10 protein-coding genes are annotated in these 13,211 nt (G+C 63.3%); 5 read left to right on the plus strand and 5 right to left on the minus strand.

All coding sequences use genetic code 11. The annotated features are described in order from the left end of the window. Positions 1-65: 65 nt before the first annotated feature. From LDN70_RS19025 to LDN70_RS19035, 3 genes are read right to left on the minus strand one after another with little or no spacing between them, the layout of a single operon-like run. On the minus strand, positions 66-3,530 hold the full coding sequence (locus tag LDN70_RS19025; RefSeq protein ID WP_223941115.1) for an ATP-binding protein: 3,465 nt from the start codon (positions 3,528-3,530) through the stop codon (positions 66-68). Further along, on the minus strand, positions 3,527-4,462 hold the full coding sequence (locus tag LDN70_RS19030) for a DUF4194 domain-containing protein (protein ID WP_223941116.1): 936 nt from the start codon (positions 4,460-4,462) through the stop codon (positions 3,527-3,529). Before LDN70_RS19030 ends, LDN70_RS19025 begins: the two co-directional genes overlap by 4 nt. After that, entirely contained in the window at positions 4,455-5,912 is a 1,458-nt protein-coding gene (locus LDN70_RS19035) for a DUF3375 family protein (protein WP_223941117.1), read from the minus strand. Before LDN70_RS19035 ends, LDN70_RS19030 begins: the two co-directional genes overlap by 8 nt. A 292-nt stretch (positions 5,913-6,204) precedes the next feature. Here LDN70_RS19035 and LDN70_RS19040 point away from each other — a divergent pair, with 292 nt between their 5' ends. Both LDN70_RS19040 and LDN70_RS19045 read left to right on the plus strand, forming a co-directional pair. Next, a complete protein-coding gene (locus LDN70_RS19040; protein WP_142937662.1) occupies positions 6,205-6,507 on the plus strand; it encodes a hypothetical protein in 303 nt (100 codons plus the stop codon). Between the two features lie 62 nt (positions 6,508-6,569). Next, entirely contained in the window at positions 6,570-8,534 is a 1,965-nt protein-coding gene (locus tag LDN70_RS19045) for an acyl-CoA dehydrogenase family protein (protein WP_223941118.1), read from the plus strand. Positions 8,535-8,655: 121 nt separating this feature from the next. Here the strand turns inward: LDN70_RS19045 and LDN70_RS19050 are convergent, their stop codons facing one another. Beyond that, complete coding sequence (locus tag LDN70_RS19050) at positions 8,656-9,060, minus strand: YchJ family protein (RefSeq protein WP_223941119.1); 405 nt, start codon at positions 9,058-9,060, stop codon at positions 8,656-8,658. A gap of 187 nt (positions 9,061-9,247) precedes the next feature. Between LDN70_RS19050 and LDN70_RS19055 the strand changes: the two genes are divergently transcribed. After that, complete coding sequence (locus LDN70_RS19055) at positions 9,248-10,096, plus strand: hypothetical protein (protein WP_223941120.1); 849 nt, start codon at positions 9,248-9,250, stop codon at positions 10,094-10,096. Positions 10,097-10,100: 4 nt separating this feature from the next. On the opposite strand, the gene LDN70_RS19060 is transcribed toward LDN70_RS19055, so the two are convergent. Continuing rightward, entirely contained in the window at positions 10,101-10,592 is a 492-nt protein-coding gene (locus LDN70_RS19060; RefSeq protein WP_011776380.1) for a flavin reductase family protein, read from the minus strand. Positions 10,593-10,839: 247 nt separating this feature from the next. On the opposite strand from LDN70_RS19060, the gene LDN70_RS19065 reads away from it, so the two are divergent. Continuing rightward, positions 10,840-11,874: an aldo/keto reductase gene (locus LDN70_RS19065; protein WP_223941121.1), complete on the plus strand. Its 1,035-nt coding sequence runs from the start codon at positions 10,840-10,842 to the stop codon at positions 11,872-11,874. A 164-nt stretch (positions 11,875-12,038) separates the two neighbouring features. Then, a complete protein-coding gene (locus tag LDN70_RS19070; RefSeq protein ID WP_223941122.1) occupies positions 12,039-13,142 on the plus strand; it encodes a sulfite oxidase in 1,104 nt (367 codons plus the stop codon). Positions 13,143-13,211: the final 69 nt, after the last annotated feature.

Raw genomic sequence — 13,211 nt, forward strand, 5'->3', positions numbered from 1 at the left:
GCCGTTTTGAGGCGTCAAAACGGCCTTAACTGCTATCTACTTGGGTGCGCCGGGGAGAGCTGACGTCACCGCAGGACGATATCCACCGGGTTCGCCTCGGAACGCCACGCTCCCGGTTCGCCGGGTCCGGCGATCACCGGAGCCGTGAGCACTCCCGAGCGGTTGGTGCGCTTGTCGCGGAGGATTTCGGTGACGGAACCCAGGTGCCGGGAGAGATCAATGACGTTTTCCGGCGCTGCCAGCAACAGCTGGAATCCGAACTCGTGGAGCGCCTTGATGCCCGCGCCTGCGAATTCCTCGGAAGCCAGCACGAACGCTTCGTCCATCATCACGGTGCCGTAGGTGGTGAAGCCCTGTTCGGCGATGCCCAACTGGTAGCTCAGCGCAGCAGCCATGATGAACGCCGTGAATCGCTGGCGCTCACCGCCGGACATGGAACCGGTATCGGCATGCATGAAGACTTCGGTCTTCTTCTTGCCGGCCTTGCCCGCGGCGGCTTTGGAAGCAACTTCCCTGTGCTCCTTGCACTGAATAAACAGGTGCCCGCGGACGTCCAGCACCTCAGCCCGCCAACGCCGATCCTCCGGCGTCTGCGATCCGAGCCGCTTGACCAGGGTCTCCAACGACTTATAGCGCGCGGTGAGCTCGGCGTCGTCGTCCGTTTCGGCCGGACCAGCGGCAGCTCCGCGCGAGGGCCTGGTGTGCTTCGCCTTCAGGGCGTTCTGGATCGCATCCTTGAACTGTTTGGCCGTGGCCGGGAGCGTCTGCTTGATGTCCAGTTCCAGGAAGCTGCCCTCATGGAAGTTCACCTGGGACAGGATGCCGTTGAGGGGGAGGATACGGCTGGTGATGCTGCGGCGTTCCTCATCCAGCAGGTGCAGGAGCGTGCTGAACGACTCATGCGTGCGCTGGTTGAAGAACAGCCGGAACTCGGCCTCCTGGGCGGGCAAGCCATCACTGACGATCGCGTGGTACCGGGATTCGAAGTCCCCGGCGGCGCCGATCGACGTGCCATGATCGGCGCTGATGGCACTTCCCCAGTCCCGCACGAACGCTTCGAACATGCGGGTCAACCGCTCGGCGGTCGCCTGCCCGCGCGATTCCGCCGCATGCAGTTCGTCCAGCAGCTTGTTGCGGACGCTGTTGGCCAGGTTGTCGAGTTCGTACAGTTCAGAGAGGTCGGTGACGCCCTGGAAGTACGGCTCCAAAGCGGTGACAGTAGAGGCCGACGGCGGTGCCTGCTCCAGCTTCAGCCTCGCGGCATCGAGCAGGCCGTCCGCCGTGGTCATCTTGTGATCCAGCGCCTTGTATTCGCTCTGCATAACGGCAGCGGTACCTGTGGAGGACTGGTGCTTTTCCCTGACGGTTTCGATGCTGGCCCGCAGCGGTTCCAGGTCCGCTTGCGCGGCCAACGCATCTGTCAGCCGCTGTTCGATCCTGGCAAGCTCGTCCGCGGCCACGGCTGCGGAAACCTGTTCCCATGACCGTTCGTCTTCAGCGACGCGACGCAGGGCTTCGAGCTGCCGCGCCATACCCTGATGCGAATCTTCGCGGCTCTGCGCAAGTTCCGCGGCCTTCACAAGCTCGTTTTCCAGCTCGCCCACACGTGCTGCCACAAGTTCGAGCTTGGAAGCGTTGTCGAAACCGAGGACGTAATCCTGGCGGCTCGTGAAACGGTCGTCCTTCTCCACGGTGTGGCGGTTGCGTTTGACCACGCCGCCCAGGCTCAGGCCCTTGTCCATCGAGGCAAGCTCGTCCGGGTCCTCGACACACGGGTAGGCGAAGTCCAGGGCGATCCGCTCCCGGATCCACTCTCCCGCGTCAGCATTGGCACCCGAGGTGAGAATGCTCAACTTAGTCAAGAGGTCGCCGTCGGACACTTCCTCAACAGCCAGCGCGCCACCGGCGAGCGGCTTGGACACATCAACGGCACGGAGGGCACCGCGGACGGTGTTGTCATTCAAATATCGGGTCACCGCCGCGAAATGCTCACCCGGTACCAGCAATGTGGTGGCCAGGTTACGAAGCGCGCGCTCGGCGGCGGGACGCCATTGATCCTGACCGTCGGCGAGATCGATCAGCTCGCCACCAAACGGCATCCGCTCTTCGGGGACCCCGGTTGCCGCTGCGATGGCTGCCCGGTTTTCAATGCTCGACGGCGGCAGCAGGGACTTGCGCGTGCGCAAGGAAATCAGCTCCTGCTGAGCTGCGGCAAGCTCACGCTTCTTAGTGGCGTGGCCGTCAAAAGCCTCAAAGCGAAGCTCTTTGAGTGCCTCCGAATCGTCCTTCAACTCGGCCGAGCGGGCAGCTGCCTGCTCGTGGGCTTGGTCCCAGCCCTCGGCGGACCATTCAAGGTTCAGTCCGGCATCGGCCAAAGCCTTCTTCGCCGAATCCTCAACCTGCTGACGCAGCTTCAGGCCAACCCTGGCGTTCTCCAACGACTGCTCAATCGCCGAAATGGCGTTGCCGCCGCGGTTGTTGTAGTCCAGCTCAAGGTCGCGGAGTTCCTTGGCCAAATCATCCCGCACCGTGCGCTCGGCAGCCAGTTCCTGAGCCTTGGACTGAGCCAACTCCTTGAACCGGGCCAACGTCTTGGCATGGACCGTGACTGCAAGCTGCTGCTTGTAAGCCTCGAACTCTTCGCCAGCCAACTCACGGAGACGGTTCGCGTCCAGCAATGCCTGCGCGTACTCCTTGTTCAACCCCGGTACCGGAGCCAACTGGTCCCGCTGCTGCCGGACGTCCTCCAACCGTTGCCGAATGGACATCAGGTTGCTGAATTCCTCCACCACATCATCGGCTGCAGCCAACGTTGCAGGAGCATCAAGCACCTGATCGCGGAAGAACGTATTCACGCTGCCGCCCAAGCCCTTGCCGGCCTGGATCACGCGAAGCAGCGGAAGGGCCTGGTCAGAGTTGATGCCCAGAAGCCTGCGGAAGCGCTCGGCGAAGGCCTTGTGCACATCGAAGACCTGCCCATCCGGGAAAATCGACTCCAACGCGCCCTTGGTGAACCGCTTCTGCGCAATGCCCTCGATTGCCTCGAGGTCCAGCGGTTTGCTGTCAATGACATAGAAGCGCCCGACACTGGACTCCGTGCCGTTTTTCGGAAGGTCGAACAGCGCCGACACCGTCACCTTCGTGCCGGCTGCGTTATCAAACGTCAGCGCGACGGCGGACCACGTGGCACCAGGGCGCTGGAAGGCACTCGCCGAGCTGTCGCCGACCGCCTTATCACCAACCTTGCCGCGCATGTAAGTGAATGTGGTCCTCTTATCCTCTACAGCGCCACCGGAACGCTGGGCGGCGGCCTCGTTCGAGCGCGGGCGGGCATCGAAAACACGGAGCATCGCATCAAAAAGAGTCGACTTGCCGACGCCCGAATTACCCGTCAGGAGGGTGCCCTTGCGGTCCACGTGCATGGTGTGGGCGCCATGGAAGGTGCCCCAGTTAACCACCTGTACCAACGCGAGGCGCATCTGGCCTGGGTTCGTGAGCTCGCCGAGAGGGAGCATGCTTGCGATGGTCACTTGGCTGCCTCTTCTGTTGACGGGTCACTGTCCGCGGCGGTACGCACCATCGCAGGCCCGTCACCATCCCCGTCGTCCAACTCGTCATCTGAAGGGCTGGTTGGGTTGGAATCGGGATCGAGATCCAGGAGGGGCTCCGTGCCTGATTCGTCGGCTGCTACTGCTATCAGGGCCTCGATTTGGGCTGGGATGTCGCCGATGTTTTCGAAGGGCAGGGCCAGTGGGAGGGCGTTGCTGATGGTGTAGGTGTCGTCCAGCGGGGTGGGGAGGATGAGTTGGCGGGCCAGGAGTTTGGTGATGGTCCGGGTGACCACGTCGGAGTCGCGGAGGGCGTCCTGTTGGCCAGACGGCGTGTAGTTGGCCACGAGGTCTGAGATCTCTTCGCGGGTGATGGTGGGGTCCGTTTGGGCTGTGACATGGCGGTCCAGCAGGAGTCGCAGTCGCAGCAACACAATGGTTTCCACGCGGCTCAGGGCACGCTGCTGGCGCAGGATGCTGGAGCGGGAGCTGGCGCCGATCACTTCCGGGTCAACGGGTCGGAGGACTGCGATTTTGCGGTCGTGATCGAGCTGCAGGGTGAGGAACAGCTCGGAGAGGCGGCTGCGGAGGATCAGTTGGTTGTCCAGCAGCGTGGTCCACAGTTTCTCGTCGCGGCCACCGTCAATGTACGGGCCCTTGAGCAGTTTCACCAGCGCATGCCGAACCTTCATCGGCAACACTCCGGTATCGCCGGGGAAGAGAGCAGCGCCATCCACAAAAGTGTCCCGCGGAGTGATCCGGAAGGGGTCCGAGTGGCTGATTTCCGGAACCGGCTCAGCCTCCGCATCCAGCTCAGGCTCGACAACCTGCTCGGGCTCGACACCGACTTCAGCCACCGCTTCGGTGACGCTGTCCGCTGCGGTGACGTCCGTCGTCGTGATTTCTTCAGTCATCAGAATCCTCATTCAGCTTGACGACAGGCAGGTACGCCGTGCGGATGCTGCCGTCGATTTGTTCGAAGTCGATGTGTTCCCAGGTGGCCCTGTCAAAGGCTGCGCCCGTCTGAAGCGCCATGGACAGCAGGGTGCGCACGGTGTTGATGTGGCGTTCTTCGGCGGGCAGGTTTTCCCAGGCGTCGCCCAGGGTGGCGGCACCGGCCATGGCTGCCCGGACGACAGCAGGCTTGGCCTTTCCGGTGCGCGCCGACCGTACGCGGTCGGAGTCGCTGAAGGCGATGGGGTCGGCAAGGCGCGGGGGTGTTGCAAATTCGTCGGGGTCGAAAAGTTTGACCATGGCCAACGACTCGAACCCGGCGTTAAACAGCACGGGCCCGCGGACCAGACCGGGACGGTCTCGCTCGTACGGCATGGACCGGATGGCTTGCTCGGCTTCGGCAAGCACCTTGCGCAGGCTGACGGACTGCCTGACGTCGTCGCTCTGAATGTAGGTGTTCAGGCTTTCGGAGAGCTTGCCGTAGATTCGCTGGATCTGGCTGTGCTGATATCGCAACTCGGCCACCAGGTTTTTCAGCGTTTCGCGGTCCTCATGGGATAGGTCGTCCGCAAATTGACGGCTCAGCACCTCACCGATCGCCGAGCGGAACCGCAGTTGCTGCTGCGGGTCCTCCAAGAATGCGGTGAACGAGCGGAAGGTTCGTCCCTCAGGGCTTTGCCGCAAGCGCTTGTCGGCCTCCAAAACCTGGGCCATGGTGGCGCCCTTGCTCAGGGATTCCTCAATAATCTGGTTCCGGAGCTCACCCACCAGTTCTTCGATCCGGTCGCGCATTTTCTTGTAATCCGCCGGCAGGCTGGCTGCGAGGTCCAGGATGTTGCCGGCAGCTTCCACAGCTTCTTCGTCATCCAGAAGTCCATCGAACTCACCGGAGCTGATGTCCTCCACCAACTGCTGCCGCTCCTGGATTTCCTCTTCGAGGGCTTCCAAGCGCGCGCTCTGGTCCGGGTTGGTCTCGTTGGCGAGCTTCTCAACGTCGCCCAACAATGTGCCGAGCCGAGAACCGTTCAGCGTGGAACGCTCGCTGGAGAGGCTGTCCAGGAAAGCCAGCACACGGGCGGCCGGTTCGGTGACTTCGTAAACGATCTGACCTGATTGGCTACGCCGGGTCAGGAATTGTTTCCTAGTCCACTCGTCGCCGAAAAGCTTGCCGTTCTGTTGGCCGCCCAACGCCGGGTCTTGGCGGCGGAGCTGCTCAAGGAAAGCATCGACGTCGGCATGGAACTCTTCGAGCGGAAGCTGCGGCCGGGTGCGGGTAAAGGATGCCTGCAGCACGGCGATCACCCACGGAGCCGACCGCGTCAGGGCCCAGGCAGGCCCTTTGGTCAGCTGCTCGAGATCACGGAGCCGGGCGCCGATGGCGTCGGCGGAGGACATGGCTGAACGGGACAACTACTCTCCTTCAGCTGCTGCGAAACCTGGCTGGCAGCGAAAACTGCCCCGTACAAGGTTAACGCAGAGCGTCGCCGGGGCGACCGACCGCCGGAAGCGGCGCCGTCGAGCCTTGCCGGAAGCACCGCCGTCGCAACCATTCCGTAACCTACCGCCTGGTATGGTTTCGATCCCATATCAACGCCGCCGCGAGGCGTTTCCGCACTGGCCGGAAACCATGGACGCCCCTAGTGTCAGAGCATCGACGCAGCCACGCCGCGTCAACCCACGCACCGTCGCCCCGGGGGGAACCATGAATTTCGACTTCTCTGCGCTTGATACCGCCACGTACGTATTCATTGGAACACTGGTTTTCGCTGCAATTCTGGTGGCCTTCATTGCCGCCGCAGCACTGGCAACAATCATTCTTATCGGAGCAATGGGCATCGCCTGGTACGCCATTAAGGCCGTTCTGGGTGGTCTGGTCCATGGCATTAACTTTGCGTGGGACCGGGTGGTTCACCACGCCGGACAAGTGGAAATTCCGGCCGAATTCCAGCCGCAGGTTTCCCCTAGCACAGGTAGCTACTCGCGGGTAGCATTGAGGGACAGCTGAAGGGTTCGCACCCACGGCGGACCCTGGCTCCATCCGGCACCACCGGCTAGAGGAGTTATCCCATGACGTCCGCCACTGACAACAGTCTCGCCGCCGCAAGCGTCAACGCCACCGCAGAAGAAGCCCGCGCCGTCGCCGAAGCCGCGCGCGAAACAGAATGGAACCGTCCCAGCTTCGCCAAGGGCCTGTACCTGGGCAGCTTCGACCTGAGCCTGATACACCCCTGGCCGCAGGCAAAAACAGAAGACGTCCAGCGGGGCGAAGAATTCATGGCCCGCTTGGTGCCCTTCGCCAAAACGATGTCCGGCCGCACGATCGAGCGGGACGCAAAAATTCCCGACGAATACCTGAAAGGGCTCGCGGACTTAGGCGTTTTCGGCATGAAAGTCCCGCGCGAATATGGCGGCCTGGGCCTGTCCTTGGTCTACTACGGCCGCGCCCTTGCCCTGCTGGGATCGGTCCATCCGAGCCTGGGCGCACTGATTTCAGCCCACCAATCCATCGGAGTTCCGGAACCGGTGAAGGAGTTCGGCACGCCCGAGCAGAAGCAGGAATACCTGCCGCGTTGCGCCGCCGGCGCCATTACCGCGTTCCTCCTCACAGAGCCCGACGTCGGCAGCGACCCCGCGCGCATGGGCGCCACTGCCGTACTGTCCGACGACGGCGACTCTTACCTTTTGGACGGCGTGAAACTGTGGACCACCAACGGCGTGATCGCCGAACTGGTGGTGGTCATGGCAAGGGTTCCAGCCCATACCGACGCTGACGGGACGGAACACAAGGGCGGGATCTCCGCCTTTGTGGTGGAAATGGACTCCCCCGGCATCACCGTGGAAAACCGCAACACGTTCATGGGCCTGCGCGGAATAGAGAATGGTGTGACCCGCTTCCACCAAGTCCGCGTCCCTGCAGCCAACCGGCTGGGGCGTGAAGGCCAAGGACTCAAAATCGCCCTCACCACCCTCAACACGGGGCGGCTCTCCATCCCGGGTCTGTGCGTGGCCGCCGGAAAGTGGAGCCTGAAGATCTCCCGCGAATGGTCCAACGCGAGGACGCAGTGGGGCCGTCCGGTGGGCAAACACGAAGCCGTGGGCAAGAAGATCGCGTTCATCGCCGCCACCACCTTCGCGCTGGAGGCTGTGTTCGAGCTTTCCGCTGAGATGGCCGACGCGGGCCAGAAGGACGTTCGCATCGAGGCCGCGCTGGCCAAGCTGTGGTCCACGGAACTGAGCTGCCGGATTGCCGACGAACTCGTTCAGATCCGCGGTGGACGCGGCTTCGAAACGGCCGACTCCCTGGAAGCCCGCGGCGAACGGGCAGTCCCAGCCGAGCAACTCCTCCGGGACCTCCGCATCAACCGGATCTTCGAGGGCTCCAGCGAGATCATGAAACTCCTCATCGCCCGGGAAGCCGTGGATGCCCACCTTGCCGCCGCGGGAGACCTCGCCTCAGCGGACGCGAGCCTGCAGGATAAGGCGAGGGCCGCCGTCGGGGCTTCCGGCTTTTACGCTAAGTGGCTCCCGAAACTGGTGGCTGGCGCCGGAATGGATCCGCGGTCCTATGCGGAATTTGGACGCCTTGGCAAGCAGCTGCGCTTTGTGGAGAGGTCCTCGCGGCGGCTGGCCCGCCAGACGTTCTACGGCATGGGGCGTTGGCAGGCGAAGCTTGAGCACAAGCAGGCGTTCCTGGGCAGGATCGTGGACATCGGCGCTGAGCTGTTCGCCATGGCTGCGTGCTGTTCGCGGGCGGAGATGCTGCTCCGGACCCATCCTGAACAGGGCGCTACCGCTTTTGAGCTGGCCGAGGCGTACTGCGAGCAGGCGCGCGTCCGCGTGGACGAATACTTCGATCAGCTGTGGAGGAATACTGACGACGGCGATCACGACCTTTCGCGGAAGGTCCTGGCCGGTGACTACGCCTGGTTGGAGGCCGGCGTCCTGGATCAGTCCGAAGGCACCGGGCCCTGGATCGGCGATGCCTCCCCTGGCGCTTCAACCAAGGAGAACCTGCACCGGAACTACCGGTAGGGCGTTCCCGCCGCGTTCCTTCCCAGTTAGTGCGGGGGACACCGTGACTTTGGCGGGCCAGGCCGCGGAACCACCGTGATCGGCGCACGGCAATATCGAGGCAACTGGGATGGGAACGCGACTAGCGCACGTCCCCATCCACATAGAACCAACGCTTGTCCTCCCGGACGAAGCGGCTTAGCTCGCGCTGGACCCCGCGTTCGCCGTCGAGCCTGTAGTGCGCAGCGAACTCCACTGTTCCCGTCGTGTCCAGGGGGCCACCGCCCGTGGCCGAGACAATGTCCAGCCTGCGCCATTCCATGTCCGGATCAAGGTCCATCGACGCGGGGCGGGTGGACAAGTGCCAGGTGCGCAGGAGGTAGCCGGGATCCAGGATGACGAACGCCGAATAGCGGGACCGCATGAGTTGCTCAGCCGTTGGCGCATCCGCCGCGCTGCGATGAAAGCGCCCACAACATTCCTCGTATTGTTCGCCGGAGAGGCACGGGCAGGCACCGTTGCGGAGACGGGTTGAATCAGGGGTCATGGAGCGCCAATCTGAGACCAAAAATGAGAGCTGGGCAACATATTTTCCCACGCCTTATAACAGCTTCGAAACAACCCCGCCAGAGGGTGGGGCGGGGCGTGATTCCGTCGGTGCTGGACCTTAGGCTATATATGCAAGCTGGGTGGGCATTGGGCGCATCACAAAACGACGGCCAGGGGAGGCTAACGTGGAGGATCCGACAACACTCGCCATCAACCTGACGTATTTGGGGACACTCGGACTGGCGGTCCTGATGTTCCTGGGTCTGATGTTGATCGTCATCATCACCCTGGTGATCGCCGGAATCGGACGGCTACTGTCCATCATCCTTTTGGCCATGGTGGGGATCTTTCCCAAGAAGGCCAACACTCCCATAGTTCACCTCCCCCAGCACCCTGAACGCGTACCTGATCCCGCTGAGGCACACCACCATTTGGTGCCTCCCGCTGCGCCGGAGCCCGCTTTCGCGTCGGCCGGGGTTGGAGCTGCTTCCGCGCCCGGAGCCGGGGCCCCACCTGCAGCGCCCAAGCGAGACCTCCTGGGCGGTGCCCGACGACGCCTCTCGGGTGCGTCTTCTGCGCTCAAGGAAGGCGCGTGGAAGGCAAAAGTAGACCCCCGCAACCTGCCCAAACCGGCTGAGGTTAAATCAGTGGTGGAACACCAGACCGCCCACCACCCGATTGTCGTCGCAGCCGCCAAGGAACCACCTGTCCTCGCGAAGGACTGGGCAGACGCAGTGGCAGAAGCAGACGAGCGGGCCGCCGCACGCGCCAAAGCGCAACAGCCACCGGCCATCAAGGTCACCGTCCGCGACCTTGACGAGCCGACGCCGTCGTCCAACGGCAAAACCCCGCCTCCCAAGCGTCCCGACTTTCCACCCAAGAAGCCGGAGCAGGGTCCCGCACAGAGCCGCGACACCAAGAGCCCGGCCTCAGGCAATGGGGCAAAGAAGCCGGGCCCGGACACTTCCAAGAATGGAAAGTCTCCGAGCCCGATCCGAAAAGGTTCGCTCAGCGGCGCCAGCCGCAACTCCTAGATGCCTAGGCTGCCAACTGCCTAAACGCAGCACCGTGGTAGATCAATGGTTTGGATTCGAGATTGATGGTGGTGGCCTTGACCTCCAGAACGACGATCGCGTGATCCCCCGCGGGCGTCTCAGACACAATTTCGCATTCGAAACCCAGCACCGCGCCGTCGATCAGAACTGCACCTGAGTCGCTCACGCTGGTGTCCAATCCGGCAAAACGGTCGCGCGTCTTGGAAGCCAGCTGGAGGGCGGCCGCTTCCTGGCCCTCGGCGAGCACCGAAACGCCAAGCCGCTGCGCTTGACGGAGCTTCGGCCAAGTGGTGGAGGAGTTCTGCACGGCGAACATCACCAATGGCGGCTCCAGCGATACACCCACCGTGAAGGACGATGCAACCAAGGCTTCCGGCGTGAAGTCCACCATGGCGCTGAACGCCGCAACTCCGGACGGGAATTGCGCGAATGCTGCCTTGATGGCCGCCGTTTCTTCCACTGTGGTCTGTGTCATTCCGGTGTCCCCTATCGTGCGATGCCTGAGTTCCCTACCCATGATTCACCTGCTTCCGGTAACGGCAATATTTGTTGATTCGAAAGACATTTGTGTTGCCGCGTGTCAAGAAATGTCGCGAAGTAAGGCCTCCTCCATTACCTCGCAAGAAGAAAAACGAAGAACTTCTACCATTTGCGTTTATGCCTCCGGGAGCCGTGTGTAGCCTCGATTGAACATCCGCACCGTTCCACCACAGGAAGCCGACATGAGCCTCAACGAGCTACGAACGCTTGGACGCACTGGCGCCCTGATCAGCCCCCTCACGCTGGGCACCCTGAATTTCGGCACCGGCGCCGCACCCACGGGTCCGGCCGAGAGCATCCGCATCATCAAGGCCGCCCTCGACGCCGGTATCACCAGCGTTGACACCGCCGACATCTACTCACAGGGCGAGGCCGAGACCGTGGTTGGCCAGGCCATCCACAGCCGGCGCGACGACGTTTTCCTGGCCACGAAGTTCCACGGCCAGATGGGCTCCAACCCGGCACACGCCGGCAACTCACGACGGTGGATCGTCCGGGCTGTGGAGGACAGCTTGCGGCGGCTGAACACGGACAGGATCGATCTCTACCAGGCGCACCGTCCGGACTACAACACCGATCTCCTTGAGACCATCACTGCCCTCAACGACCTCATCCGCCAGGGCAAGATCCTCTATTACGGCACGTCCGTGTTCAGCCCCGCCCAACTTGTTGAGGCCCAGTGGATCGCGAACACCAACCACCTGACCCCGCCCGTGGTGGACCAGGTTCCTTACTCCCTTCTGGTGCGCGCCAACGAACGGGACGTTTTCCCCATCACCCAGCAGTACGGCGTCGGGGTTTTGAGTTACGGACCGCTCGACGGCGGCTGGCTGGCGGGCGGTTATCGCGTCGGCGGGGGCCAGCCGGAGAGTTCGCGATCGGCAGCGGTTCCGGGCCGTTTCGATGTGAACGCACCCTTTAACCAGGGCAAGCTGCACGCCGCGGATGCGCTCGCGCAGCTTGCGGCACGCCATGAGTTGACCCTGATACAGCTCGCCGTCGCCTTCGCCCTGAACCATCCGGCGGTCACCAGCGTGGTCATCGGACCGCGGACCGAGGATCACCTCACCGATTACTTGAAGGCCGCAGATGTGGTGCTGAGCGAGTCCGTTTTGGATGAGATCGACGACATCGTGGCCCCGGCCGTGAATTTCCTGGAGCGGGACGCCGGCACTGTTGCGCCCCACCTTGAGTACCCGGAACTTCGACGCCGGTAGCCCCCTTCCGTTGTGAGGCCCGCTTTGCACGCTCCCGGCACGCGTTAGCGCGCAAAGCAGGCCTCACAACAGGCTATTGACGCGGGTTCGGCCGCGGCGTGATCCTTGACCTAAGTGCTGCGGCACTCCGCAGCGTTTAGCTTCCAGTAGAACGCCGCCGCCCCATGTCCAAACACCACGTCAAACAAAAAGCAACGAAAGCAGCCAACCCAGGCCAGCCAACCCAAGGTCCGCTGACTCACGAAGAACTACAACTTTCCGGGCGGAACCACTCCATGCCGCTTGAGGCCCTGCACGACGACATCACGCCGGCCGGGCTGCATTACCTGCTGATCCACTTCGACATCCCCCATGTTTCCGCTGAGACATGGCGGCTTCGGCTGGGTGGCGCCGTTGACCGGAGCCTCGAGCTGAGTCTCGAGGACATCAAAGCCCGGCCCGCCGTCACCATGCCCGTCACCCTTGAATGCGCAGGAAACGGACGGTCGCTTCTGCAGCCACGTCCCGTCAGCCAACCCTGGGTTCTCGGCGCGGTGGGCACGGCAGAGTGGACCGGAACCCCGTTGGCACCCTTGCTGGAGGAAGCAGGCCTGGCGAGTGACGCCGTCGAACTTGTCTTTACCGGTGCCGACAACGGCATACAAGGGGGCGTCGAAGAGCCTTACGCGCGCAGCCTCTCGGTGGCGGAAGCCATGCATCCCGAAGTCATGCTGGTCTACGCCATGAACGGCAACCCGCTGCCCATTCAGCACGGCTTTCCGCTCAGGTTGCTGGTGCCGGGTTGGTACGGCATGGCCAGTGTGAAGTGGTTGACGTCGATCGAAGCTGTGACGTCGCGGTTCATGGGTTTCCAGCAGGCGGTCGCGTACCACTACCTCCAAGGTCCAGACGGGCCCGGCATACCCGTGTCCCACATTCGCGTCCGCTCCCTGATGGTGCCGCCGGGAATCCCGGACTTCTACACGCGGCGACGCGTCGTGGACGCCGGTCCCGTGATGCTCCACGGGCGTGCCTGGTCCGGGCACGGTGAGGTGGATCGCGTGGAGGTGGGGATCGACGGCGAGTGGATGCCCGCGCATGTGGATCCGCCGCTGGGTGATTTCGCGTGGCGGCGGTGGTCCATGGTGTGGGTCGCGAGCCCCGGGGACCATGTTCTGCGGTGCCGGGCCATGGATTCGTCGGGCGCGCTCCAGCCCACTGAACAGGTGTGGAACTACCAGGGCATCGGGAACAACATGGCGCAGGTGGTTGAGGTGACGGTGCGGTAGTTGGCTCTCGGCGGGCTGCCAGCGGCGGTTTCCGACGGCGGGATCCCGACCAGATGGTCAGACGCGCCA

The organism is Arthrobacter sp. StoSoilB22, from assembly GCF_019977315.1.
Classification (GTDB): domain Bacteria; phylum Actinomycetota; class Actinomycetes; order Actinomycetales; family Micrococcaceae; genus Arthrobacter.

What these genes read in the sequence shown, in the direction of transcription:
- LDN70_RS19070 (WP_223941122.1), top strand. Translation starts at nt 12,039, where the DNA reads ATGTCCAAACACCACGTCAAACAAAAAGCAACGAAAGCAGCCAACCCA.
- LDN70_RS19040 (WP_142937662.1), top strand. Translation starts at nt 6,205, where the DNA reads ATGAATTTCGACTTCTCTGCGCTTGATACCGCCACGTACGTATTCATT.
- LDN70_RS19045 (WP_223941118.1), top strand. Translation starts at nt 6,570, where the DNA reads ATGACGTCCGCCACTGACAACAGTCTCGCCGCCGCAAGCGTCAACGCC.
- LDN70_RS19065 (WP_223941121.1), top strand. Translation starts at nt 10,840, where the DNA reads ATGAGCCTCAACGAGCTACGAACGCTTGGACGCACTGGCGCCCTGATC.
- LDN70_RS19030 (WP_223941116.1), bottom strand. Translation starts at nt 4,462, where the DNA reads ATGACTGAAGAAATCACGACGACGGACGTCACCGCAGCGGACAGCGTC.
- LDN70_RS19050 (WP_223941119.1), bottom strand. Translation starts at nt 9,060, where the DNA reads ATGACCCCTGATTCAACCCGTCTCCGCAACGGTGCCTGCCCGTGCCTC.
- LDN70_RS19060 (WP_011776380.1), bottom strand. Translation starts at nt 10,592, where the DNA reads ATGACACAGACCACAGTGGAAGAAACGGCGGCCATCAAGGCAGCATTC.